This is a genomic window from Herbihabitans rhizosphaerae (assembly GCF_004216555.1).
Classification (GTDB): Bacteria; Actinomycetota; Actinomycetes; order Mycobacteriales; family Pseudonocardiaceae; genus Herbihabitans; species Herbihabitans rhizosphaerae.
In genome coordinates this window covers 294,937-319,570 of record NZ_SGWQ01000005.1, presented here as the reverse complement: position 1 = coordinate 319,570, position 24,634 = coordinate 294,937, and the positions used below count along the sequence as shown (strand labels likewise).

The following is a 24,634-nucleotide window of genomic DNA, read 5'->3' as shown; positions in this document are numbered from 1 at the left end:
GGTTAGGATCGCCAGTGCACATCGATGCGGCGCCAAGAACTTCTGCAGGAGGACGAAATGGCCTCGAGCGGCACCCGCCGGGTAGCGATCATCGGCGGTAACCGGATTCCGTTCGCACGGTCGAATGGGCCGTACGCGACGGCGTCCAACCAGGACATGTTCACCGCGGCGCTGGACGGGCTAGTCAGCCGGTTCAGCCTGCAGGACGAGCGACTCGGCGAGGTCGCGGCCGGTGCGGTGCTCAAGCACAGCAAGGACTTCAACCTCGCACGGGAGAGCGTGCTCGGCTCGCGACTGTCGCCGGAGACGCCCGCCTACGACGTCCAGCAGGCCTGCGGTACCGGCCTGCAGGCGATCATCCAGGTGGCCAACAAGATCGCCCTCGGGCAGATCGACTCCGGCATCGCCGGGGGTGTGGACACCACCAGCGACGCGCCGCTCGCGCTCAACGAGGGCTACCGGCAGCTGCTGCTGGAGGCGAATCGCACAAAGAGCGCGGCCGGAAGGCTCAAGCTGCTGACAAAACTGCGGCCGAATTTCATCGTGCCGGCGATTCCGCAGAACGCCGAGCCGCGCACGGGTCTGTCCATGGGTCAGCACGCCGCGATCACCGCCAAGGAGTGGGACGTCACGCGTGCCGAGCAGGACGAGTTGGCCGCCGCCAGTCACCAGAAGCTCGCCGCCGCGTACGCGCGCGGGTTCTTCGACGACCTGGTCACCCCGTTCCTCGGGCTGAGCAAGGACCAGAACATGCGGGCCGACTCCACCGCGGAGAAGCTGGCCAAGCTCAAGCCGGCGTTCGGCGGCGAGAGCGGCACCATGACGGCGGGCAACTCCACGCCGCTGTCCGACGGCGCGTCCACCGTGCTGCTGGCCAACCCGCAGTGGGCCAAGGCGCACAAGCTGCCGGTGCTGGCGTACCTGACCTTCTCCGAGACGGCGGCGGTCGACTACGTGCACGGCGACGAGGGCCTGCTGATGGCGCCGGCGTACGCGGTGCCGCGGATGCTCTCGCGGGCCGGGCTCGCCCTGCAGGACTTCGACTTCTACGAGATCCACGAGGCGTTCGCGTCCCAGGTGCTGTCCACGTTGAAGGCGTGGGAGGACCCGAAGTTCGCCAAGGAGAAGCTGGGACTGGACGCGCCGCTCGGCTCGATCGACCGGTCGAGGTTGAACGTCAACGGTTCCTCGCTGGCCGCGGGTCACCCGTTCGCGGCGACCGGCGGCCGGATCGTGGCGACGCTGGCGAAGCTGCTCGACGAGAAGGGCTCGGGCAAGGGCCTGATCTCGATCTGCGCGGCGGGCGGCCAGGGCGTCACCGCCATCGTGGAGAAGTAACAGCGTGGAGAAGTAGCAAGCTCTACGGGAGTCTAGGAGGGGTTCCTAGACTCCCGTAGAGAGATCTAGCTCCTCGATCAGCCGCTCGGTGTAGGCGTGTTCGACGCGGGCGCCGATGCGGTCCCAGGCGGCGAGGGCCGCGGTGAGCGCGTCCGCGTCGCGGTCGAGCCGGCCGCGGGCTCGGGCCAGGCAGGCGATCGCCCAGTCGTTCTCGGTGGCCGTGGCCGACGCCGCCGCGAGTCGGTCGGCCGCGTCGGGCAGTCCACTCGCGACAGCCAGCTCCGCCCCGGCGGCGTTGGCGAACGCGCGGTGCCAGTCCTGGCGCGGGAAGTCGGCGAAGGCGCGCTCGATCAGCACGCCGGCGTCGTCGGTCCGCCCGGTGTGCAGTGCCACCCGGGCGTCGACGAACGCCGCGAACGAAGCCAGATACCGGGACCGGGCGCTGCCGGCGACCTGCTCGGCCCTGTCCCGCCACAGCCGGAACTCGTCGTCGTGGCCGAGCAGACCGTGGGCCAGCGCGACCGACGCGACCGCCGGTGACACCCACCCGAGAGGACTGTCGGCCCGCTCGCAGACGTCCCAGATGACCGGCCCGTCGCGCACGACCCCGTCGAGGTCGCCGAGCAGCACCAGCGCCGGCAGCAGTGCGCTCATGGCGACGGCCGACTGGTGGCCGACGAGGTCGTCGGCAGCGGCCAGCCTGGCCACGGACAGCGCGGCGGACAGCTCGCCGACGGCGACCGCGCAGGTGGCGGCCATGTGGTAGGTGTCGGTGATCTCGGGTGCCGGGTACGGGTCGTCGCGGGACATGTCGTCCAGCAGGGCCATCCGCTCGGTGGCGACCCGGTGCGCCTCCCGGAACCGGCCGTCCGCGAGTGCCGTGATGCCGACCCCGTCGAGGCCCGCGCTGATCAGCACCGGATCGCCGGTCGCGCGGGCGGTGGCCACCGCGGCCGGCACCAGGTCGGGCTCGGGGGTGACCTTCTCCCCGGTGGCGTTCCACGCGTTCGCGGCGGCGAGATGGGCCGCCACGAACCGATCCTGGTGATCACCGACGGCCGTGGCCCGGTCGAGCAACTCGCGCAGCCGCTCGTGCGGCACCTCCTCGGTGAACCCGGCCGGGTGCCGGTTGGCCGTGGTGACGGCGAAGGCGAGCGTGATCGCCTCGGCGTTCGCGTCCCCGGCCACCCGCGACTGCTCGGCCGAGGCGAGCAGCAGGTCGCAGGCGCGGCCCGTGTCGATGAAGGCGTGCGCGCCGTCGGAGGCACTGCGCAGGTCCCGTGCGGCCTCCCGAGGAGTGAGCGCCCGCCTGGCGGCTTCCTCGTAGTGGCCGGGGGCTTCGTGCAGGAACCGGCGGGCGTAGGTCAGGTGCCCGAGCGACCGGGCCAGCCGGTGCGGGAGGACCTCGGGGCCGGGAGCGGCCGCCGCGAGGGCCGCGCGCAGGTCGTCGACGACCGCGTCGAAGTCACCCCGCCACTCGCCGTCCAGCCTGGTCTCCAGCTCGGCGCCGGCCGCGACGGCCCAGCGCAGGTGCCACTGCTGGACCTCGGCCCGCTCACCGCTCGCGTCGAGCCGGTCCGCGGCGAACGCGCGCACCGTCTCCAGCAGCCGCCACCTGCTCCGCGTACCGCCCTGGTGCACGACCAGGCTCTTGTCGACCAGCCTGCCGAGCACGTCGGCGACCGCGCCGCCGGTACGACCGGGCACCACCGCGGCGACCGCCGTCAGGTCGAACCCGCTGACGAAGACCGACAGCCGGCGGAACAACTCGCGTTCGTCCTCGGCCAGCAGGTCGTGACTCCAGTCGAGCACCGCGCGCAGGGACCGGTGCCGCTCGACCGACCCTCGGCCACCGGTCAGCACCCGCAGGCCGTCGTCCAGCGCGGCGAGCAACCCGTCGACGCCGAGCGACGCGCTGCGTGCCGCCGCCAGCTCGATCGCCAGTGGCAGGCCGTCCAGCCGGCCGCAGAGTTCGGCGACGACGGCCTGGCCGGCCGTGAAGTCGGGGTCGGCGGCGGTGGCCCGGTCGAGGAACAGCCGCTCGGCGTCGGAGGCCAACGGCAGCGGCTCGACCGGCACCGTCCGCTCGCCCGGCACACCGGTCCGCTCCCGGCTGGTGACCAGCACCGTCACGTCGGGACAGGTCGACAGCAGCCGCTCGACGAACTCGGCGGCGGCGTCGACGAGGTGTTCACAGTTGTCCAGGACCAGCAATGACCGACCGCGGCCCAGGCGCTGGGCGATGCTGTCCGCCAGCGTCTGACCCGGCCGTTCGGTCACGCCGACGGTGGCCGCCACCGCCCGTTCGACGAACCCGTCGCGCACCGGCACCAGGTCGACGAACGCGCCGCCCAGCGGGAACGACGGCCCCGCCGCCTCGGCCACCGCCGCCGCCAGCCGGGTCTTGCCGATCCCGCCGGGGCCGAGCAGCGTCACCAGCCGCGTGTCCGCGAGCAGGCCGATGACCAGGTCGCGCTCGCGGGCCCGGCCGACGAACGTGGTGCGCGAGGTCGGCAGCCCGGCCAGGTGACCGGGTGGGGGCGTGCCTCGCTGCGCCTGCTCGGCGAGGTCCCACCGGTCGGTGGCGCCGTACTTGCGCAGCAGCGACGACACGTGGCTCTCGACCGTGCGCACCGAGATGTGTAGCCGGTTGGCGATCTGGGCGTTGGACAGGCGCGCGCCGACCGCCGCGAGTACCTCTGCCTCACGCTCGGACACCTCGACCTGATGCACGGCGACAGTCTGACCGATTCGGAGTCGATCCGGGGTCGATCGGTGGTGACTCCGTGCTGGCACGGATGTGTGCCCACCGTGTCCCGTTGGACTCTGTCCTGGCAGCGAAGACCGAGGTCAGGCGGAGGTGATCGGACATGAAACGGACAGTCGCATCGGTCGACATGTCGCTGGACGGGGTGATCGAACACCCGGAACGGTGGATGTTCGACCACCACGACGACGAGGCCGCCGCGTACGCCCACCGGCAACTCCTGGCCAGCGACGCGCTCGTGATGGGCCGCCGGACCTACCAGACGCTCGCCGGGGCGTGGTCGGCCGCTGCCACCGATTCGGATGTGGCGACGCGCATCAACACGATGCCCAAGTACGTCGTGTCGTCCACCTTGGCCAGGGCCGACTGGGGCAACACCACGATCATCGGCGATGACCTCCCCGGCGAGGTGTCGAAGCTGATGCGGAGCGGCCAGAACCTCCTGATGTACGGGTTCGGCCCGGTCGCGCAAACCCTGATGTGCCACGACCTGCTCGACGAGCTGCGGGTCTGGCTGCACCCGGTACTCCTCGGCCGGGGAAACCTGCGTGACCTGCTCTTTCGGGACGGCAGCACGGCGAAGCTGCGCCTGGAGCGGACCAGGACGTTCACCTCGGGTCTCGTCGTTCTCGTCTACCGCCCGATCGCCGGATCGGCCGCCTGATGCCGCGCTCACATTCGCTCCCAGGAGGAGGACACATGGAGACCACAGCCGATCTGTCCGACCGGCTCGACGGCCACCTGCTGCTGCCCGGAGACGACGGGTACGACCAGGCGCGCACCGTCTGGAACGCCATGATCGACAGACGGCCGCGGCTGATCGTCCGCTGCGCGAGCGACCGGGACGTGGTGGCGGCCGTGCGGTTCGCCAGGGCGCACGAGCTGACCATCGGCGTGCGCTGCGGCGGTCACGGCATCGCCGGAGCCGCCGTGCCGGACGACGGCCTCATGATCGACCTCACGCCGCTGTCCGCCGTCCGGGTCGATCCGGTCCGGCGCCGCGCGTGGGTCAAGGGCGGTGCGCTGCTCGGCGCACTCGACCGGGCCGCGCAGGAGCACGGTCTGGCGACGACCGCCGGCAACGTGTCGCACACCGGCGTCGGCGGACTGACCCTCGGCGGCGGGATGGGCTGGCTCGCCCGCCAGTACGGCCTGACCTGCGACAACGTGATCTCCTACACGATGGTCACGGCTGACGGTGAGCTGCTGCGGGCCAGCGAGACCGAGCATCCCGAGCTGTACTGGGGGCTGCGCGGCGGCGGCGGGAACTTCGGGATCGTGACCGAGTTCGAGTTCCGGCTGCACCCGGTCGGCACCCAGGCCCTCATCGCGGACTTCCTCTTCCCGATCGACGACGCGCTCCCGGTCCTGCGCCAATGGCGTGATCTCAACGCCGAGGCACCCCGCTCGGCCACGTTCACCGCCGGGGTCGGCATCGCCGACGGCGAGTTCGTCCCGCCGGAGCTGCGCGGCACCGCGCTGGCCCAGGTCGGCTTCGTGTGGGTCGGCGACCTCGAGGAGGGCCGGCGGCTGCTCCCCGCGATGCGGGCGTTCGGGCGGCCGGTCGCGGAACGGGTCGAGGAGCTGTCGTACCTGCGGCTGCAGACCACGGACGACAGCGTGCGAGGACACGCGCGGCGCCGGTACTGGAAGGGCCACTACCTCACCGAGTTCTCCGACGACGCCATCCGCGCCTTTCTCCTGCGCGGCACCGCGGACGGGACCGGCGAGCACCTGCCGTCGGTGAGCCTGCAGGCCTACGGCGGCGCGATCGCCGACGTGCCGGACGACGACGCGGCCTTCAGCCACCGCGACACGATGTTCGAGTACGTGGCCGCCGCCGGATGGACCGAGCCCGGCGAGGACGACAGCCGGATCGCCGCGATCAGACGGTGCGCCGCCGCACTCGAGCCCTACGCCAGGGGCGCCTACGTCAACACCTTGATCGACGAGGGCGCCGCCGGCGTTCGACGGGCCTACCCGGCGCACAAGCTCGCCCGCCTCACCGCGCTCAAGGACCGGTACGACCCGGACAACGTGTTCCGGCTCAACCAGAACATCGCACCCAGCCGATGACCGTCAGAGAGGATCGATCATGTCCACAGCAGCGATAGCCGACACGAAACCGCAAACCGCCGAGGGCAAGGTGCTGTGGCACTTCACGATGTCGCTGGACGGGTTCGTGGCGGGACCGAACCACGCGATGGGCTGGATGAAGGGCGTCTCCCGTCCCAGCCTCGTCGAGGAGTACGTCGAGACGACCGGCGCCGTGCTGGGCGGACGGGACGGCTTCGACGCCTTCCCCGAGCCCAGCGGCACCTACGGCGGCTGGCAGGGCCCGGTCTTCATCCTCACGCACCATCCCGAGGACGCCCCGCCCACCGCCGGCACGACGTTTCTGACCTGCGATGTCGCCGAGGCCGTCCGGATCGGGCTGGAGGCGGCGGGCGGCAAGAACCTCGAGGTCATGTCCGCCAGCATCGGCCGCCAGGCCCTCGAACGCGGGCTGATCAACGAGATCGATCTGCACATCGTGCCGGTGCTGCTCGGCGACGGGATTCGACTGTTCGACAATCCCGGTGGCGCCCCCGTCGACCTCGAACTGCTCAACGACCACGACCAGGTGACCACCCTCAACGTGCGCTATCGCCCGGTCACCGACCCGAACGAGCGCTAGCGTTCCGGTATGGCCACGTCGTCGGCGATCGAGCTGGAGGTGGGCGACCGCACGGTCCGCATCTCCAACCCGGACCGGGTGTACTTCCCGGCCACCGGGCAGACCAAGCTGGACCTCGCCCGCTACTACATCTCGGTGGGCGACGGCATCGTGCGCGCGCTGCGCGAGCGGCCGTGCATGCTGCACCGGTTCCCGTCCGGCGTGGCCGGCGAGAAGGTGCACCAGAAGCGGATCCCACACGGCGCGCCGCCGTGGCTGGAGACCGTGCGGGTGACCTTCCCGCGCTACAACCGGCACGCCGACGAGCTGTGCGTGACCGAGTTGGCCAGCGTGATCTGGGCGGTGCAGATGTCCACCGTGGAGTTCCACCCGTGGAACTCGCGCCGGGCCGACACCGAGAAGCCCGACGAGTGGCGCATCGACCTCGATCCGATGCCGGAGTGCGGGTTCGACACCGTCCGCCGGGTCGCCCGGGTCGCCGGCGAGGTGCTGGACGAGCTGGGCATCGTCGGCTGGCCGAAGACCTCCGGCGGCAACGGGCTGCACGTCTACGTCCGCATCGAGCCGCGGTGGGGGTTCGGCGAGGTGCGCCGGGCCGCGCTGGCGTTCGCCAAGGAGGTCGAGCGGCGGGCACCGAAGGAGGTCACGACGGCGTGGTGGCGCAAGGACCGCGACCCGAAGGCGCTGTTCGTGGACTACAACCAGAACGCCCGCGACCACACGATCGCCAGCGCGTACTCGGTGCGGGGCGTGCCCGATGGGCTGGTGTCCACGCCGGTCACCTGGGACGAGGTGGACGACGTCGAGCCGGATGACTGCACGATGTCGGCCGTGTCGGCCCGGTTCGCCGAGCGTGGCGACCTGCACGCCGGCATCGACGATCGCGCGTTCTCCCTGGAGCCGCTGCTGGAGTGGGCCGACCGGGACGGTCTCGACGCGGAGTAGACCAGTAGGAAGTAACACAGTATCCGGCTCTCTAGTGTGATCACTAGAGAGCCGGATACGCCCTTAGCGCAGCGCCGACACGTCCAGACCGGCGAGCCGCTCCTGGTCGGCGATGATGTCGATCTCGACGATCTTGTCGCCGACCACCGTGAAGCTGAGCACCGAGCGCGGCACCCCGTTGTCCGTGCTGACCACGCCCGCGTTGCCGTTGACCACGGCCGGGAACACCTCCAGCTCGGTGACCGCGTGCCGGAACGCGGCCGCCTGGGTGGCCACCGTCTCCGCACCCGAGATCACGTCGACCGCGCCCATGCCGACATCGGAGCGCAGCACCACGTCCGGGTCGAGCACGCTGATCAACCCGGCGATGTCACCGCCGCGCGCCGCGGCCAGGAACGCGTCGACCACCTTGCGCTGCTGGCCGAGGTCGGCGCGTCCGGTCGGCGCACTGCCCCGCACCCGCTGCCGGGCCCGGCTGGCCATCTTGCGCGCCGCGGCCGGGGTGCGCCCGACGATCGGCGCGATCTCGTCGAACGACACACCGAACATGTCGTGCAGCACGAACGCCAGCCGCTCGGCCGGCCCGAGCGACTCGAGCACGACGAGCAGGGCAATCCCTACCGAATCCGAGAGCAGTGCTCTCTGTTCGGGATCGGTGCTCTCGGATCGGGTAACGACTGGATCGGGCAGGTGCGTCTGTGTCTCCAGCGGCTCCTCGCGGCGGGATCGCCGGGAGCGCAGCATGTCCAGACACACCCGCCCGACGACCGTGGTCAGCCAGGCGCCGAGGTTCGCCACCTCGTCGGTGTCCGCGCGGCGCACCTTCAGCCACGCCTCCTGCACCGCGTCGTCCGCATCGGTGAGCGACCCGAGCATGCGGTAGGCGACCGACTTCAGGCGCGCGCGGTGCTCCTCGAACTGCTCGGCGAGAAAGTTCTCGTCCATCGGTCACATTCCCCTTTCCGCGACCCGTCTTGTAGCTGACGAACCGAAACCCGGTCGATGTGACCGAACACAGGAGGAAAATCATGCAGGCACGAATGACCAACCCCGTGATGGCACTGCCGTCGGCCATGACCGCCATCAAGCACTTCCACAAGGCCATGGCCGAGAGTGGCGCTCCCGAGTCGCTGCTGGAGCTGATCGCCCTGCGCGCGAGCCAGATCAACGGCTGCGCGGCGTGCGTCTACGGGCACGATCACTATCTGCGCACCAAGCACGGGGAGACCAACGAGCGGATCGCGGCGGTGGCGGTGTGGCGGGAGGCGCCGTTCTTCACCGACGGCGAGCGCGCGGTGCTGGCGCTGACCGAGGTCGTGACCCGGCTGGCCGACCGTTCGGAGGAATCGGTGTCCGACGAGCTGTGGGCCGAGGTCAACAAGCACTACGACGAGAAGCAGGTCGCCGCGATCGTACTGAGCGTCGGGATGATCAATTTCTTCAACCGGGTCAACACCACGGTCAAGGAGCCGGCCGGCCAACTCTGGTAATCGGCCCACCTACCCACCTACCGACTTCACGCAGCCGGGTGTGTCGACCGCACCGAGCGAAAGCCCGCTGAGGTCGAAACTCATTGTCGAGGGCGGTCGCCCCTACGACACCGGAGGGACAGCGGGCGAGGAACGAGCCCGCTGTCGTGGAGGTGGCGTGGCTGGACTACCCAATCAACCCAGCCACCCACCTCGCGGCCCCCAACCACCCAAGCAAAACAACCACAGGCCGTCGGCGAAGCCGACTAGGCGACCTTGCCCTCGATAAAGAAACACCGACACGCCGTAGCGGTTTCTTCGTCAATATCGGGTCCACACTAGAAACGCCGATACCTTTCGATGATGGACCCGGTGCGCAACCCGTTCGCCCCCGGCGCAGGCCAGCGTCCGCCCGAGCTCGCCGGCCGGGAGAAGGAGGTCGCGGCGTTCGACGTCGTGCTGGAACGGGTCGCGCGCGGGCGGCCGGAGCGCAGTCTGGTGCTGACCGGTCTGCGCGGCGTCGGCAAGACCGTGCTGCTCGGCGAACTGCGATCCAAGGCCGTCCGGCGCGGTTGGGGTGCCGGCAAGATCGAGGCGCGGCCGGACGCCGATCTGCGCCGTCCGCTGTCCGCGGCACTGCACCGGGCCGTGCGCGATCTCGCCGTGCGACACCGTGCGCCCGATCGCGTGGAGCAGGTGCTCGCCGTGCTCAAGGCGTTCGCGCTCAAGGCCAACCCGGACAACGCGAAGCTGCGCGACCGGTGGCAGCCGGGCATCGACGTGCCGGCCGCACAGGGGCGCGCGGACTCCGGCGACATCGAGATCGATCTGGTGGAGCTGTTCACCGATGTCGCGGAGCTGGCCCAGGACGTGGGTACCGGCGTGGCGATCCTGATCGACGAGATGCAGGACATCGAGCCGGACGACGTGTCCGCGCTGTGCGCCGCGTGCCACGAGCTGTCCCAGCTCGGCGCGCCGCTGGTGGTGGTCGGCGCCGGGCTGCCGCACCTGCCGGCGGTGCTCTCGGCCAGCAAGTCCTACTCGGAACGGCTGTTCCGGTACGTGCGGATCGACCGGCTGGACCGGGAGAACGCCGACCACGCCGTGCTCGCGCCGATCGACCGCGAGGAGGCCGGGATCACGCCGGACGCGCTGGAGGCGCTGTTCGTCGCGTCCGGCGGCTACCCGTACTTCATCCAGGCGTACGGCAAGGCGGCGTGGGACGCGGCGCCGGACGATCCGATCACCGCGGAGGACGTGGCGGTGGCCGCACCGGAGGCGAACGCGGAACTCGCGGTCGGGTTCTTCGGCTCGCGCTACGAGCGGGCCACGCCGGCCGAGCGGGAGTACCTGCGGGCGATGGCCGAGCTGACCGAGGGGCGCGACGAGGGCGCTGCCACCTCGGACATCGCGGTCTTCCTCGGCCGCAAGCCGTCCTCACTCTCGCCGGCGCGGGACAGCCTCATCAAGAAGGGGCTGGTGTACTCCGGCGAGCGCGGCCGGATCGCGTTCACCGTGCCGCACTTCGGGAAGTTCCTGCTCGACCGCGAGGACTGATCGTTCCTCGAGCTTTCTCCACCTGTCTAGCGTCTGCGCTAGAAACCCGGATATCGGGTGATTCCGCGCTGCCCGGCGTTACACCTTTGTCGCCCACATCACGCGCGACGACCGAAAGAACGCCGGGCTCAACCGGATCGCAGCCGATGATTCATCGGCTTGTGCGGGAGGTCACCGGATAATCGAGTGATTTCGAGGGAGGTTTGCGGCATACTGGAGTCACACAACAACGAGCGACCCAACGAAGGGGATGCAGACCGATGAACATCGCTGCGAAGTTCCGAGCCCGCCGCGTCGAGGCCCGTAACCGCAGGGCGGTCAACCACGCGATCGAGAGCGCCGCGACGCCGGCGATGCGCCACGAGCTGATCATCATGGCTCAGGCGCAGGCCCACCGCGAGAAGCTCAGCTGACGACACGACTCCGCGCCTACTACTCCTGTGATCCAGACCACAGTACGATGTAGGTGTAACGCCTCCGGAACGGCGACCGATGTTCCGGGTGACCCCGCAGTGCTGGCGGACCCCCGACCTGGCAGCACTGCGGGGCTTCTCATTGTCTGAGCCGGCGTCGAGACCACTCCGCCAGGCGAGCCACCCAGCCCGTCGCGACACACTCCCGCGCACCGACACGAGGACTGCGAGCGCGGCCAGGCCGGCGCCGACGGAATGATCAGGGACAAGAAGACCCCCTGACGATTCTCTGCCGAGACGGCGGTGCTCCCCGATGTGCGGGGAGCACCGCCGACTTGTGTGGCATGGCCCGACCGGCGAGAGTTCCGCACATGACGAGGACCGTGCTGGCCATCGACATCGGCGGAACCAAGATCGCGGCGGGGCTGGTGGACGAGGCGGGCACGGTACTCGCCGAGGCCGTGGTGCCCACTCCCACCGGCGACGCCGAGCAGACCTGGCAGGCCGTGGCCGACTGCGCGCGCCAGGTCCTCGGGGACACCTCCGTCGAGGCGATCGGCGCGTGCTGCGCCGGCCCGGTGGACATCGGCGCCGGCACGGTCAGCCCGATCAACATCACCTGCTGGCGGGAGTTCCCGCTGCGCGCGCGACTGCGCGAGCTGGCCACTGGGGCGACCGTCGAACTGGCCGGCGACGGCGTGTGCATGGCGCTCGGCGAACACTGGCTCGGCGCCGGCCAGGGCAGCGAGTTCATGCTCGGCATGGTCGTGTCCACCGGCGTCGGCGGCGGGCTGGTGCTGGGCGGGCGGCCCTACCCCGGGCGCACCGGCAACGCCGGACACATCGGGCACGTGATCGTCGAGGACGACGGCTGGCCGTGCACCTGCGGCGGCCGCGGCTGCGTGGAGACCGTCGCGAGCGGGCCGAACATGGTGCGCTGGGCTCGAACCCAGGGCTGGCAGGCGCCCGATCACGCCGACGCCGCGCACCTCGCGGCGGCGGCCAACCACGGCGACAAGATCGCGCTGGCCACCTTCCAGCGCGGCGGCCGGGCGGTCGGTATGGCGATCGCCGCCACCGCGGTGGTGTGCGATCTGGAGCTGGCGGTGATCGGGGGAGGCGTCTCCAAGGCCGGCGACCTGCTGTTCGACCCGGTGCGCGAGGCGCTCGCCGATCACGCCCGGCTGTCCTATGTGGACCAGCTCAGGATCGCCCCGGCCGCGCTGGCCAAGAACGCCGGCATGATCGGAGCGGCGGCCATGGCCTTGCGAGCCGATATATAGTCGTTGACCTAGTCAACGAATTGGTTGTGATCGTCATGGGTTCGCGGGACCTCCGCCAGCGGATCGACAGGGTCCGCGAGTTCAACCGGATGTACACCAGGATCGTCGGCGCGCTCGACGAAGGCCTGCTGGACAGCCCGTACTCGCTCACCGAGGCGCGGGTGCTGTTCGAGCTGGCCCAGCGGGACAGCGTCGACGTCGCCGAACTGCGCCGCACGCTCGATCTGGACGGCGGCTACCTGTCCCGGCTGCTGGCCAGGTTCGACGCGGACGGCCTCGTGCACCGCGGCAAGTCCACATCGGACGGTCGGCGCCAGGTCGTGCGGCTGACCCCGGCCGGCTGGCGCGCGTTCCGCAAGCTGGACAAGGCCTCCGCCGCCGAGGTCGCCGAACTTCTGTCCACAGTGGACGACGACGGCCAGCGCAGGCTGATCGAGGCGATGGACGTGATCACCGCCCGGCTCGGCGGACGCGAGACACCGCGAACCGTCGTGCTGCGCCCGCTGCGCGCCGGCGACCTCGGCTGGGTCGTGCAGCGGCACGGCGAGCTGTACGCGCACGAGTACGGCCTCGATCGCGGCTACGAGGCGCTGATCGCGCGAATCGTGTCCGACTACGTCGACGGGCACGACGCCGATCGCGAATCCGCCTGGATCGCCGAGTTGGACGGCGAGCCGGCCGGCTCGATCTTCTGCGTGCGCAAGGACGACACGACCGCGAAACTGCGGCTGCTGCTGGTCGAGCCGTCGGTCAGAGGGCACGGCGTCGGCTCGCGACTGGTGGAGCAGTGCCTGGCCTTCGCCCGCGACTCCGGCTACACCGCGATCGAGCTGTGGACCATCGACGTGCTCGCCGCCGCGCGCCGGATCTATGAGCGCGCCGGGTTCACCATGGTCGACGAGCAGCCGGAGAAGCTGTTCGGCACGAAGGTGGTCGGCCAGACCTGGCGGCTCGACCTCTGATCAGCGCACCCGCGCGAACAACCCGTTGAACGGCCCGTCCTGCCACACCCACCGCCAGGTCTGCCCGTCCGACGTGCGGAACCAGCGCTCGTCGAACTGACCGTACGGCGAGGTGACCGGCACCTCGGTCAGCGTGCCGTCGGCGAGCCGGTCGGTGATCCACTGCTGGAACCGGCGGAACTCGGACCTGCCCGCGAACCCGTTGATCGGCTCGAACTCGTCGCCACTCGCACGCAGCCGCTCCGCCCAGACGGCGGCCCACTCGGGTGTGACCGGCGAGGCAAGGAATCGCTCGAGCAGGTCGGCGAACTCCGGTTCCAGCCCGACGTCGACACACTCGCGCAGCGCGCGCACCCACCGCCGGCAGTCCTCTGTGGACAGTGCGCCGTCGCGGTGCCTCGCGAGCAGGTTCAGCACGTTCTCGGCGGTCAGCGTGTACACCACGTGCTCGCGGCTCGACCCGAGGCCGTCCAGCGCCGCCACCGCCCGGTCGACCGGCACCCGCAGCTCGGCGAGATCGCGCACGGCCTCCCGGCGCCGGTAGGGATCGGTCACCGTCAGACCCCGGAGCCGAGCACACCGAGCACACCGCGCAGCCACACTTTGACCAGTGACCACAGCGTCGGTGGGCCGCCGGTGTCGCTGCGGATGAGGCACACGCCGAAGATCGCCTTGCCGAGCGTGGTGTGCGTCAGTCGCTGCACGAAGATCCGGTGCACGATCGACGCCAGCAGGAACCCCAGGAGCAGCCCGAGCCACGCCAGGTCGGCGAACCGCTCCAGCGCCGGCAGCCGTTGGAGCGCCAGGCACGCGCCGACTCCGACTCCGACGTGCAGCGCGAAGTCGATCACGAATCCGAGCGTCACACCGAGGCCGGTCCCGGACGGGTAGCGCGGATCGTCGATTCCGCCGTGCTTCGCCGGCAGCGCCACACTGGCCGGCGCACCGTGGCGGCGCAGCCGGCGCACGTCGCGAAACCGCGCGGGAACCAGCTCGAACGACATTGCCGGCATCCTGCCGTACCGCGGTCAGTAGTGCGCGAGGAAGCGCAGGATGCCGAACAGCCACTCCTTGACCAGTGACCACAGCGTCGGCGGGCCGCCGGTGTCGCTGCGGATGTAGCGCACGCCGAAGATCGCCTTGCCGAGCGTGGTGTACACCAGCCGCTGCACGAAGATCCGGTGCACTATCGACGCCAGCAGGAAGCCCAGGAACAGCCCGAGCCACGCCTTGTCGGCGAACTTCTCCAGCGCGGGCACCTTCTTCATGGCGAGGAACGCGCCGATCCCGATCCCCCAGTGCAGCGCGAGATCGACGATGAACCCCAGCACCCGGCGCAGGGTCGTCTTCGACGGGTAGCGCGGGTCGTTGTCGTCTCCGTGCGCCACCGGAATGTTCGCGTTCTGGAGCGCCGGCTCGCTGCGCAGCCTGCGCAGGTCGCTGTACCGGACGATGTTGAGCCAGAACGATTTCTCGGACATGGCTCGCCATCCTGCCCTAGGCCCGGGGAACGCGGCCCATCAGGTAGAACTCTTCGTTGGGGCGCAATGACATCAGGTGCGCCAGCCTGTTGGACATGGCGAAGAACGCGGTGATCGCGCCGACGTCCCAGATCTCGTCGTCGGACAGGCCCGCGGCGCGAGCGGTGGCGATGTCGGTGTCGGAGAACAGCGACGAGTCGATCGACAGGGCGAGCGCCAGGTCCACGATCGCCCGCTGCCGGCCGGTCAGCGGCGCGCTGAACGGGTTGCTCGCCACGTGGTCGGCCAGGTGCGGGTCCTTGGACCGGATCCGCAGCACCGCGCCGTGCGCCACCGCGCAGTAGGTGCAGTGGTTCGCGCCCGAGGTGGCCACCACGACGAGTTCCCGCTCGGCCTTGCTGAGCCCGTCGTCTTTGTCCATCAGCGCGTCGTGATAGTCGAGGAACGCGCGCAGTTCGTCCGGCCGGCGGGCCAGCGCGCGGAACACGTTCGGCGTGAACCCGGCCTTCTCCGCGATCGCACCGATCCGCTCGCGAAGATCGGCCGGCATGTCGGCCGGCTCGACCACACCGAACCGGCTCACCTCATCAGTCATGGACCAAAGCTATCCCCCAATCGGCGCTTGACGGACTCGCGGCTCGTCGCGATGCTGATGCGAATTCTCTTCACGTCGGAGGTGTCGGCGATGACCGCTCGCGGAATGCTCGTCCGGTTGGTGGCCGTCGCGGCGGGCACCCTGCTGATCACCGCGCCGGGCGCGGACGGCGCGCCGGCCGGATCAGCCGAGCCGCTGGACGGCGGCTGCTTCGCGGTGAAGTCGGTGGGCTCCGGCAAGTACGTCGCCACCGGCGCGCTCGGCAACTACGACGCGAACGCGGCCGCGCCCGAGCAGGTGTTCCGCCTGCGGGCCACCGACCAGGGGCGCTACCTGCTGTACGGCACCAAGCAGGACTTCATCGCCGCGGCGCCGCTGAACCTCGTCACCGTCCCGGCCAAGTCCGCCGGCCCGGCCACCGAATGGCGCATCGATCCCGCCGGCGACGGGTACACGCTCACCTCGACCTCGGCCGGCAAACAGCTCGCCACCGTGCCGCTGGTCAACGCGCTGACCCTGCGCAACGCCAGTGGCACCAACGACAACCGGTTCCGGCTCGAACCGGCGAGCGGGTGCGCGGACATCCCCGAGGCGGAGCTGAACCTCGAGGGGCCACCGGTCTCCGGCACCACGCCGGACGGCGAGGTTCGCGGCCTGCTCGACATGCACAACCACCTGACGATGTTCGAGGGCATCGGCGGCCGGACGCACTGCGGGAAGCCGTGGAGCGGCTACGGGATCACCGACGCGCTGCGCGACTGCCCGGACCACGAGCCGGCCGGGCTCGGCGCGTGGTGGGAGAACGTGTCCAGCGGCGCGTACCCGTCGCTGACCCACGACACCACCGGCTGGCCCACGTTCCGGGACTGGCCGAAATGGAACCAGTTCACCCACGAGGGCACGTACTACAAATGGCTGGAGCGCGCGTGGCGCGGCGGCCTTCGCGTGTACACCAACCATTTCGTGAACAACGCCGCGCTGTGCGAGATCTACCCGCTGAAGAAGAACTCGTGTGACGACCGGGAATCGATTCGCCTGCAGTCACGGCGAATCCACGAGCTGCAGGACTTCGTCGACGCGCAGCACGGCGGGGTCGGCCGCGGCTGGTTCCGCATCGTCACCGATCCCGCGCAGGCACGGCAGATCGTCGCGCAGGGCAAGCTCGCGGTGGTACTCGCCGTGGAGATGTCGCAGCCGTTCGGGTGCGGTATCAAAAACGGTGTCCCGCAGTGCACCGCGGCCGACATCGACAAGGGACTGGACGAACTGCACTCGCTCGGCGTCCGGCAGATGTTCCTGTGCCACAAATACGACAACGCGCTGTGCGGCGTTCGATTCGACGGCGGTGTGCAGGGAATCGCGGTCAACGCGGCGAACTTCTATTCCACCGGCCGGTTCTGGCAGGCCGAGACGTGCACCGGTCCGGCGCACGACAACACGATCGAGTTCAACAACCCGCTCACCGAGGTGCTCGTCGGGCCGCTCGCCGCGCTCGTGCCGCTCGGCGTGACGCTGCCGGTGTACCCGAAGGCGCCGCACTGCAACATCAACGGGCTGACCGACCTCGGCGCGCACGCGGTGCGCGGGCTGATCGCCCGAAACATGATCCTGGACATCGACCACATGAGCGTGAAGGCCGCCGACGCGACGCTGAAACTGTTGGAGGACAACAAGTACGCGGGCGTGGTGTCCGGCCACTCGTGGATGGAGCCGCTGTACCAGAAGCGCCTGTACGCGCTGGGCGGGATCGCCACCTCCTACGGTCACGAGTCGTCCAAGTTCGTCGAACAGTGGCGCAAGTACAAGGCGGCGTCCGACCCGAAGTACCTGTTCGGCTTCGGCGCCGGCTTCGACACCAACGGCTACGGCACACAGCCCCCGCCGCGCGCGAACAACGCGAGCAACAAGGTCCGGTACCCGTTCACGTCCTTCGACGGCGGCACGGTGATCGACCGCCAGCGCACCGGACAGCGGGTCTACGACGTCAACACCGACGGGTTCGCGCACTACGGACTGCTGCCCGACTGGGTGGAGGACCTGCGCCTGGCGGCGGGCCCCGACGGCCCGGCGATCATGACCGACATGGCCCGCGGCGCGGAGACCTACCTGCGAATGTGGGCCCGCGCAACGGAATAGCCCACGGGCCACCCCCGGCAGGCTCTACGCTGTGCGAATCGATTTCCCTTGGTCGAGGAGCACGATTGACCGATCCGGTGCAGGGTCTTACCGGTACGCTGACGTCCGCTATCCGGGGATCCGGACACCTCAGTGAGGTACTGGTCGCTGTTCGTGGGGGAACGGAGCTCTACATCGCGCGGTCGGCGGAGCCGATCGACTCCGGCGCGACCGTCTTGATCGTGCAGGTCAATCCGGGACGCATCGTCGACGTCGTCCCGTGGACACCCATCGGCAATGAAATGAACTGGCACGGGCCAGGGGGAGAAGGCTGAAATGCTCGGCTATCACGTTCCGGATCCGGACGAGGCCATGCTCGTCAGCGGTGCGCGGGTCAAGGAGAACGCGCCGTTCAAGGTGATCATCGGGCGGGGCAAGTTCGTCATGCCCGTGCTCCGCAAGGTGCGCTTCCTGTCGCTGGCCATGTTCGAGGCCGAGATCAAGGAGCGCTGCGTCACCAAGCAGGCGATCCAGCTCGAGGTGCGCGCGGTGATCGCGTTCAAGGTCGCCAACGACACGGTGTCGATCGTCAACGCGGCGCAGCGGTTCCTGTCCGAACAGGAACGCGAGATGTCGGTGCTGACCGGTCGCATCTTCTCCGGTCACCTGCGTTCCATCGTCGGATCGATGACCGTGGAAGAGATCATCCGGGAGCGGCAGAAGCTCGCCGACGAGGTGCTCGTCGCGTCGAAGGTCGAGATGAGCAACATCGGGCTCTGGGTCGATTCGTTCCAGATCCAGTCGATAGACGACGGCGACCTCGGCTACATCACCGCACTGGCCGCCCCGCACAACGCCGCGGTGCAACGAGACGCCCAGATCGCGCAGTCGGAGGCGGCACAGCGCTCCGCCGACGCCGAGCAGCAGTCGCTGCGCAAGCAGGCCGAGTACCAGCGGGAGACCTCGCTGCTGAAGGCCGAGTACCAGCGCGACGTGGACAAGGCCAACGCCGAGGCGAGCCAGGCCGGACCACTGGCCGAGGCGCGGGCCACCCAGGAGGTGCTCGACGCGCAGGCCGAGCAGGCCCGCAAGCAGGCGACCCTGCGCGAGCAGGAGCTGGTGTCCGAGGTCATCAAGCCGGCCGAGGCGGAGGCCGAGCGCGTTCGGGTGCTGGCCAAGGCGGAGGCGGACCGGACCCGCATCCAGGCCGACGCCGCCGCGTCCAACAACCGCATCGCGCTCGACCAGCTCCTGATCGAGCAGCTGCCCGACATCGTGCGCCAGGCCTCCCAGGGGCTGGCCGGCGCCAACCTGACGGTGCTCAACGGGCCGGACGGCGTCGGCGAGATGATCAACGGCATGGTCGGCCAGGGCTTGACGGTCTTCAACTCGCTGCAGAAGGCACTCTCGCCGGGCGAGGAGAAAGCGGCGGACGACTAGGCCTTGTCTCGACTCCATCCACGGAGGGTGACCCACCGGGCGCGTCCAGGTGGATGAGCTGAGCTACATCGGGTCGTGTGATGGGAGCGACTCGTATTGGGCATACTCGAGCGGACGCCAACGCCGTAGATCGCCGCCTGGGCGTGCCCTAAGTAACTACCCAAGCAACTATGAACAGGCGCTAGCATCGGCCGCCGCTGGCAGGGTCACGGTGACGATGAGGCCGCCGTCGTCGTGCGGTTCGGCGTGCACCTGCCCCCGGTGGGCGGCCGCGACCGCCGCCACGATCGACAGCCCCAGCCCGGAGCCCGGCGAGCCGGACTGGCGTTCGGTGTGCAGCCGGCGGAACGGCTCGGACAGGCTGGCCACCTCGTAACCCGGCACGACCGGGCCGGTGTTGCTGACCCGCAGCGACACCGTCCCGTCCGGGTCGGTCGCACTGGTCACCCGCACCCAGCCGCCGCGCACGACGTTGTGCCGGATCCCGTTCTCCACCAGGTTCTGCACGAGCCGCTCGAGCAGCACCGGATCGCCGGTGGTCGGCGCCTCGGACGCCTCGGTGTGCACCGCGACCCCGTCCGACGGGAGCTGGTGCGCCACGTGCTCGACGATGTCGGCGAGGTCCACATAGGACCGCTCGACCACGTCCCGCTCCGAACGGGCGAGCAGCAGCAGCCCGTCGATCAGCTTCTCGTGCCTGGCGTTGATCTCCAGCAGCGTGCCGCCGAGCTGGCGCACCTCCGGTGTCGCCGGTTCACGGTGCACCGCCACCTCCAGCAGCGCCCGGTTGAGCGTCAGCGGGGTGCGCAGCTCGTGCGACGCGTTGGCGATGAACCGGCGCTGGCCGTCGAACGAGCGGTCGAGGTGCTCCAGCATCACGTCGAACGTGTCGGCCAGTTCCTTCACCTCGTCGCGCGGGCCGGCCAGCGCGATCCGGTCGTGCAGCCCCCGGTCGGCGACCGGCGAGTCGGCGATCCGCCTGGCCGTCTCGGTGATGCGGTGCAGCGGCTGGAGCATCCGGCCGGCGATCAGCCAGCCGAGCGCGATCGCGGTCACGCTGACCAGGACGAGCGCGATCCCGCCCTGGGTCAGCAGCGCGGCGAGCGCGTTCTCCCTGGTGTTCTCCGCGACCTGGGTGAGCTGGGCGTGGCTTTCCGGCGGAGGCGGCGCGGAGCCCTGCTGGTGGAACTCCATGTTCCCCTCGCGCGGCAGCCGGGCGGACATCAGCGCGAAGGTCACCGCCAGCAGCACCACGCCGGCCAACAGGAACAGCCCGCCGTAGACCAGCGTGAGGCGGGCGCGAATGGTCAGTCGGGCTCGCCTCACGGGATCCGGTACCCCACTCCCGGATCGGTGAGCAGCACCGGTGGATCGCCCAGCTTGCGGCGCAGCTTCAAGATCGTCATCCGCACCGCGTTGGTGAACGGATCGGCGTGCTCGTCCCACGCCTTCTCCAGCAGGTGCTCCGCGGAGACCGCCGCGCCGTCGGCGAGCAGCAGCTCGACGAGAACCGCGAACTCCTTGCGGGACAAGGGAACGTAGCGCCCGTCGCGGTACACCTCGCGGCGGTGCGGGTCCAGCCGGATGCCGGCGCGGGACAGCGTCGGCGGTGCCGCCGGACGGGCCCGCCGGCCGAGCGCGGTCACCCGCGCGGCCAGTTCGGGGAACGCGAACGGCTTCGGCAGGTAGTCGTCCGCACCGAGCGCCAGGCCGTCGACCCGCTCGTCGATCCGCGTCGACGCGGTCAGCATCAGCACCCGCGCCGGCGAGTCGCCCGCCACCAGAATCCGGCACACCTCGTCGCCGTGCACGACAGGGAGATCACGGTCGAGCACCACCACGTCGTAGTCGTGCACGCCGATCCGCTCGAGTGCGGCACCGCCGTCGTACACCACGTCCACCGCGTGCGCGTCCCCGCGCAGCCAGGTGGCCACCGCGTCGGCGAGCAGCGGCTCGTCCTCGATCACCAGGATCCGCATCTCCCCATGGTGGCCGCCGAGGGCGTCACCTGGGCGTCAACGTTTTCGGAAACGGCCGGGAAATGTCCCGCCCGCTTCGCTTTCCGCGGTCGAGAACGGCTCGACGGGAAAGGAGAACGCGATGCGCATCAGAACCGGACTGGTGATCGGCCTGCTGGCCGCGTTGACCGGATGCGGCACGACCGGCGGCACCGCGAACGACGCCACGACGGCCGCCCCGGCGTCCGACAAAGGCGACGGGATCAAGTTCGCGCGGTGCATGCGCGACCAGGGCATCAACATGCCCGATCCGACCAGCGGCGGCGATCGCGAGTTCAGCGTCAGCCTGCCCGACGGCGTCGACCCGGACAAGGCGGACGCGGCGACGAAGAACTGCAAGCAGTACATGCCGAACGGAGGCGAGCCGCGCAAGCTCGATCCCCAGACGGTGGAGCAGATGCGGAAGATGGCGCGGTGCATGCGGGACAACGGCGTGCCCGACTTCCCCGATCCGAAGCCGGACGGCGGCCCGCAGGTCGAGCGCAACGGCAACGGCAGCAACTCCAACGGCTCCGGCGGCGTGGACCCCGAGGACCCGAAGTTCCAGGCGGCGGAACGGGTTTGCGCCCAGTTCCGGCCGACCGGTGCGGCCGGCCCGCACCTGAGCCCCCGGGATCCGAAGTGAGCCGCGGACGCCGAGTGGCCGCGGTCGCGGTCGTCCTGCTCACCGTCGCGGGCGGAGCCGTGGCGGTCACCGCGTTCGGCGCCGACCTCGGGCTGCGCGACCCGGCGGGCGAACCCGCGACCAGCGGCCCTCCGGCGACCGCGCCGGTGATCAGGGGGACGCTGGTCGACACGCGGCGCGAGAGCGGCAAGCTGAGCTACGGCGACGTGACACCGGTGGCCGGCAGGCTCGGCGGGACCGTGACCGAGCTGGCAGCCGTCGGGTCGACCGTCCACCGTGGACAGTCGCTGTACCGGGCGGACAACACGCCGGTGGTGCTGCTGTACGGCCCGCTGCCGGCCTACCGCGTGCTCGCGCCGGGGACGGTGGGCGCCGACGTCCAGCAGTTCGAGCAGAACCTGAAGGCGTTGGGGTACAAGGGATTCGCCGTCGACGACAAGTACGCCGAGGCCACCGCGGCGGCCGTGAAGAAGTGGCAGAAGTCCCTCGGGCTGCCGGAGACCGGGGTGGTCGAGCTCGGCCGTGTCGTCTACGCGCCGGGACCGGTCCGGGTGGACGCGCACAAGTCGGCGGTCGGCGACGAGCTCCAGCCGGGCCGGGAACTGCTCGGCCGCACCGGTTCCACACGCGTGGTCGTGGTGGAGCTCGCGGTGTCCGCCCAGCGGCTGGCCCGCACGGGCACACCGGTGTCGGTGACGCTGCCGAACGGGACGGTGGCCGGCGGGCGGATCGCGCGAAGTCGCACGATCGTCGCGCCCGGCACGGCGGCCACCCAGACCACGAAGATCGAGGTCACCGTCACCGTCGACGACGAGCAGGTACTCGCCGGGCTCGACCAGGCGTCGGTGGACGTGGCGTTCACCGCGTCGCGCCGGGAGAACGTGCTGTCCGTTCCGGTGGCGGCGCTGCTCGCGCTGCCGGAGGGCGGGTACGGCGTGCAGATCGTCGACGGCGCCGGCACGCGCGTGGTTCCGGTGCAGACCGGCATGTTCGCGAACGGCCGGGTCGAGATCACCGGCGCCGGGATCACCGAGAGCACCCGGGTCGGGGTGCCGTCATGACCGCGGTGATCGAGTTGGCCGGCGTGGCCAAGGAGTACCCGGGCGGGGTGACGGCGCTGCGCGGCGTGACGCTGACCGTCGAGCCCGGCGAGCTGGTCGCCATCGTCGGCCCGTCCGGCTCCGGCAAGTCGACCATGCTGCATCTGGTCGGCACGCTGGACCGCCCGTCGTCCGGCACCGTGCGCATCGAGGGCCACGACGTGGCGCGGCTGTCCGACCGGCAGCTCTCCGCGCTGCGGGCGCGCCGGATCGGCTTCGTGTTCCAGCAGTTCCACCTCGCGCCGGGGATGTCCGCGGTGGACAACGTGGCGGAAGGGTTGCTGTACCGGGGTGTCCCGCTCCGGCGCCGGCGCGACGAGGCGCGTGAAGCGTTGGTGCGAGTCGGCCTCGGCGACCGGCTCGACCACCGGCCGCACGAGCTGTCCGGCGGCGAGCGGCAGCGGGTGGCCATCGCCAGGGCGGTGGTCGGCGAGCCGGCCGTGCTGCTGGCCGACGAGCCGACCGGCAACCTGGACACGGTGTCCGGCGCCGGCGTGCTGTCGCTGCTGCGCGAGCTGAACGCGGCCGGCGCGACCGTTCTGGTGATCACTCACGACGTCGGGATCGCGGCCGGCATGCCGCGCCGGGTGTCCCTGCGTGACGGGGCGGTGGTCTGAATGTTGTCACCGGCACGCCTGCGCCCGCGTGACGTGCTCCGCGTCGGCGGCGTCGGTCTGCGCACCCGGCCGCTGCGAGTCGTCCTGTCCGCGCTGGGCATCGCGATCGGCATCGCGGCGATGACCGCCGTGGTCGGCATCTCCTCGTCCAGCGGCGCGCAGCTCGACCGGCAACTCGCCGCGCTCGGCACGAACCTGCTCACCGTGGCCCCCGGCGACACGTTGACCGGGGACAAGGCCACGCTCCCTCCGGAGTCGGTGCCGATGATCTCCCGGATCGCGTCGGTGCGGCAGGTCGCCGCGACCGGACGGATCACCTCGGCGAAGGTGTACCGAACCGACAAGATCCGGGCCGCCGAGTCCGGCGGGATCTCGGTGCAGGCCGCCACGCTGGACCTGCCCCGGACGGTCGGCGCCACGCTGGCCGGCGGCACCTGGCTGAACGCGGCGACGGCGAGGTACCCGGCCACCGTGCTCGGCTCGGCCGCGGCGGCGCGGCTCGGCGTCGGGTCGGTCGGGGTCCAGGTCTATCTCGGCGGCTCCTGGTTCACGGTGGTCGGCGTGCTCCGTCCGGTGCCTCTGGTGCCGGAGCTGGACTCGGCCGCGCTGATCGGCTGGCAGGTCGCGGAGTCCATCGTGGACTTCGACGGGCATCCGACGACGGTGTACACGCGCAGCGCGGAGTCGGCCGTCGAGCGGGTGCGCGATGTGTTGGCACCGACCGCGAACCCGTTGTCCCCCAACGAGGTCAGGGTGTCCCGGCCGTCCGACGCGCTGGCCGCGCACCGGGCGACCGACCGCGCGTTCTCCGGTCTGCTGCTCGGCCTCGGCGCGGTGGCCCTGCTCGTCGGCGGCGTCGGCGTGGCCAACACGATGATCATCTCCGTGTTGGAGCGGCGGGCGGAGATCGGCCTTCGGCGATCCTTCGGCGCGACCAGGGGGCAGATCCGGCTGCAGTTCCTCGCCGAGTCGCTGCTGCTGTCCGCGCTCGGCGGGATCGTGGGCGTGCTGCTCGGGGTCGGCGTGACCGCGGTGTACGCCGTGATCCGGGGGTGGCCGGCGACCGTTCCGGTGTGGGCCACCGCCGGCGGGGTGGGCGCCACGTTGCTGATCGGGGCGATCGCGGGCCTGTACCCGGCGGTTCGTGCGGCACGCATGGCTCCCACCGAGGCGTTGACCACGGTGTGACCGCGTAGTGTCGATTCCCGACGCGATCGTTCGTCTCTTCGTCG

Annotated in this window: 25 protein-coding genes; 17 read left to right on the top strand and 8 right to left on the bottom strand. The window is 70.6% G+C overall.

The window, feature by feature from the left end:
- The first annotated feature begins 57 nt into the window (after window positions 1-57).
- On the top strand, window positions 58-1,338 hold the full coding sequence (locus EV193_RS17605; protein WP_130345220.1) for an acetyl-CoA C-acetyltransferase: 1,281 nt from the start codon (window positions 58-60) through the stop codon (window positions 1,336-1,338).
- A 45-nt stretch (window positions 1,339-1,383) separates the two neighbouring features.
- On the opposite strand, the gene EV193_RS17600 is transcribed toward EV193_RS17605, so the two are convergent.
- Window positions 1,384-4,071, bottom strand: coding sequence for an ATP-binding protein (locus tag EV193_RS17600; RefSeq protein WP_130345219.1), 2,688 nt, complete (start codon window positions 4,069-4,071; stop codon window positions 1,384-1,386).
- 137 nt (window positions 4,072-4,208) lie between these two features.
- Here EV193_RS17600 and EV193_RS17595 point away from each other — a divergent pair, with 137 nt between their 5' ends.
- Genes EV193_RS17595 through ligD form a run of 4 tightly spaced genes read left to right on the top strand, consistent with a single transcriptional unit; the run spans window position 4,209 to window position 7,727 of the window.
- Window positions 4,209-4,769 carry a dihydrofolate reductase family protein gene (locus EV193_RS17595; RefSeq protein ID WP_130345218.1) on the top strand — a complete coding sequence of 187 codons (561 nt, stop codon included), beginning with the start codon at window positions 4,209-4,211 and terminating at the stop codon, window positions 4,767-4,769.
- 35 nt (window positions 4,770-4,804) lie between these two features.
- On the top strand, window positions 4,805-6,181 hold the full coding sequence (locus EV193_RS17590) for an FAD-binding oxidoreductase (RefSeq protein ID WP_130345217.1): 1,377 nt from the start codon (window positions 4,805-4,807) through the stop codon (window positions 6,179-6,181).
- Between the two features lie 19 nt (window positions 6,182-6,200).
- Window positions 6,201-6,782: a dihydrofolate reductase family protein gene (locus tag EV193_RS17585; RefSeq protein WP_130345216.1), complete on the top strand. Its 582-nt coding sequence runs from the start codon at window positions 6,201-6,203 to the stop codon at window positions 6,780-6,782.
- A gap of 9 nt (window positions 6,783-6,791) precedes the next feature.
- Entirely contained in the window at window positions 6,792-7,727 is a 936-nt protein-coding gene (gene ligD / locus EV193_RS17580) for a non-homologous end-joining DNA ligase (protein ID WP_130345215.1), read from the top strand.
- A gap of 63 nt (window positions 7,728-7,790) precedes the next feature.
- On the opposite strand, the gene EV193_RS17575 is transcribed toward ligD, so the two are convergent.
- A complete protein-coding gene (locus EV193_RS17575; RefSeq protein WP_130345214.1) occupies window positions 7,791-8,672 on the bottom strand; it encodes a sigma-70 family RNA polymerase sigma factor in 882 nt (293 codons plus the stop codon).
- Between the two features lie 95 nt (window positions 8,673-8,767).
- Here EV193_RS17575 and EV193_RS17570 point away from each other — a divergent pair, with 95 nt between their 5' ends.
- From EV193_RS17570 to EV193_RS17555, 5 genes are all read left to right on the top strand, one after another.
- On the top strand, window positions 8,768-9,217 hold the full coding sequence (locus tag EV193_RS17570) for a carboxymuconolactone decarboxylase family protein (RefSeq protein ID WP_242613460.1): 450 nt from the start codon (window positions 8,768-8,770) through the stop codon (window positions 9,215-9,217).
- Between the two features lie 342 nt (window positions 9,218-9,559).
- Window positions 9,560-10,753, top strand: coding sequence for an AAA family ATPase (locus tag EV193_RS17565; protein ID WP_130345212.1), 1,194 nt, complete (start codon window positions 9,560-9,562; stop codon window positions 10,751-10,753).
- 260 nt (window positions 10,754-11,013) lie between these two features.
- Complete coding sequence (locus tag EV193_RS33375) at window positions 11,014-11,166, top strand: hypothetical protein (protein WP_165401387.1); 153 nt, start codon at window positions 11,014-11,016, stop codon at window positions 11,164-11,166.
- A 371-nt stretch (window positions 11,167-11,537) separates the two neighbouring features.
- Window positions 11,538-12,449 (top strand): ROK family protein, encoded by a 912-nt coding sequence (locus EV193_RS17560; protein ID WP_130345211.1) that lies wholly within the window; start codon window positions 11,538-11,540, stop codon window positions 12,447-12,449.
- Window positions 12,450-12,484: 35 nt separating this feature from the next.
- Window positions 12,485-13,411 (top strand): bifunctional helix-turn-helix transcriptional regulator/GNAT family N-acetyltransferase, encoded by a 927-nt coding sequence (locus EV193_RS17555; protein ID WP_130345210.1) that lies wholly within the window; start codon window positions 12,485-12,487, stop codon window positions 13,409-13,411.
- Here EV193_RS17555 and EV193_RS17550 read toward each other — a convergent pair whose 3' ends face one another.
- The 4 genes from EV193_RS17550 to EV193_RS17535 are packed head-to-tail and all read right to left on the bottom strand — an operon-like array spanning window position 13,412 to window position 15,487.
- On the bottom strand, window positions 13,412-13,966 hold the full coding sequence (locus EV193_RS17550) for a hypothetical protein (RefSeq protein WP_130345209.1): 555 nt from the start codon (window positions 13,964-13,966) through the stop codon (window positions 13,412-13,414). It abuts the gene before it with no gap.
- Between the two features lie 2 nt (window positions 13,967-13,968).
- Window positions 13,969-14,415, bottom strand: a complete 447-nt coding sequence (locus tag EV193_RS17545; protein ID WP_165401386.1) for an RDD family protein — start codon at window positions 14,413-14,415, stop codon at window positions 13,969-13,971.
- Window positions 14,416-14,439: 24 nt separating this feature from the next.
- Window positions 14,440-14,892: an RDD family protein gene (locus tag EV193_RS17540; RefSeq protein WP_130345207.1), complete on the bottom strand. Its 453-nt coding sequence runs from the start codon at window positions 14,890-14,892 to the stop codon at window positions 14,440-14,442.
- A gap of 16 nt (window positions 14,893-14,908) precedes the next feature.
- The gene (locus tag EV193_RS17535) at window positions 14,909-15,487 is read right to left on the bottom strand and encodes a peroxidase-related enzyme (RefSeq protein ID WP_130345206.1); all 579 of its coding nucleotides are present in this window, start codon (window positions 15,485-15,487) and stop codon (window positions 14,909-14,911) included.
- Between the two features lie 90 nt (window positions 15,488-15,577).
- Between EV193_RS17535 and EV193_RS17530 the strand changes: the two genes are divergently transcribed.
- The 3 genes from EV193_RS17530 to EV193_RS17520 all read left to right on the top strand — a co-directional run bounded on the left by EV193_RS17530 (window position 15,578) and on the right by EV193_RS17520 (window position 19,042).
- Window positions 15,578-17,623: an amidohydrolase family protein gene (locus EV193_RS17530; protein WP_130345205.1), complete on the top strand. Its 2,046-nt coding sequence runs from the start codon at window positions 15,578-15,580 to the stop codon at window positions 17,621-17,623.
- 65 nt (window positions 17,624-17,688) lie between these two features.
- Complete coding sequence (locus EV193_RS17525; protein ID WP_130345204.1) at window positions 17,689-17,937, top strand: hypothetical protein; 249 nt, start codon at window positions 17,689-17,691, stop codon at window positions 17,935-17,937.
- A 1-nt stretch (window position 17,938) separates the two neighbouring features.
- Window positions 17,939-19,042, top strand: coding sequence for an SPFH domain-containing protein (locus EV193_RS17520; protein ID WP_130345203.1), 1,104 nt, complete (start codon window positions 17,939-17,941; stop codon window positions 19,040-19,042).
- Window positions 19,043-19,210: 168 nt separating this feature from the next.
- Here the strand turns inward: EV193_RS17520 and EV193_RS17515 are convergent, their stop codons facing one another.
- Both EV193_RS17515 and EV193_RS17510 read right to left on the bottom strand, forming a co-directional pair.
- Window positions 19,211-20,368, bottom strand: a complete 1,158-nt coding sequence (locus EV193_RS17515; protein WP_130345202.1) for a sensor histidine kinase — start codon at window positions 20,366-20,368, stop codon at window positions 19,211-19,213.
- Window positions 20,365-21,021 carry a response regulator transcription factor gene (locus EV193_RS17510; RefSeq protein ID WP_130345201.1) on the bottom strand — a complete coding sequence of 219 codons (657 nt, stop codon included), beginning with the start codon at window positions 21,019-21,021 and terminating at the stop codon, window positions 20,365-20,367. The genes EV193_RS17515 and EV193_RS17510 overlap by 4 nt, the downstream gene beginning before the upstream one ends.
- Window positions 21,022-21,142: 121 nt before the next feature.
- On the opposite strand from EV193_RS17510, the gene EV193_RS34130 reads away from it, so the two are divergent.
- From EV193_RS34130 to EV193_RS33755, 4 genes are read left to right on the top strand one after another with little or no spacing between them, the layout of a single operon-like run.
- Window positions 21,143-21,685 (top strand): hypothetical protein, encoded by a 543-nt coding sequence (locus EV193_RS34130; protein WP_242613459.1) that lies wholly within the window; start codon window positions 21,143-21,145, stop codon window positions 21,683-21,685.
- Window positions 21,682-22,746 carry a peptidoglycan-binding protein gene (locus EV193_RS17505; RefSeq protein WP_242613458.1) on the top strand — a complete coding sequence of 355 codons (1,065 nt, stop codon included), beginning with the start codon at window positions 21,682-21,684 and terminating at the stop codon, window positions 22,744-22,746. Before EV193_RS34130 ends, EV193_RS17505 begins: the two co-directional genes overlap by 4 nt.
- A complete protein-coding gene (locus tag EV193_RS33760; RefSeq protein WP_207222682.1) occupies window positions 22,743-23,402 on the top strand; it encodes an ABC transporter ATP-binding protein in 660 nt (219 codons plus the stop codon). The genes EV193_RS17505 and EV193_RS33760 overlap by 4 nt, the downstream gene beginning before the upstream one ends.
- Complete coding sequence (locus EV193_RS33755) at window positions 23,403-24,590, top strand: ABC transporter permease (RefSeq protein ID WP_207222681.1); 1,188 nt, start codon at window positions 23,403-23,405, stop codon at window positions 24,588-24,590.
- The last annotated feature ends 44 nt before the right edge of the window (window positions 24,591-24,634 follow it).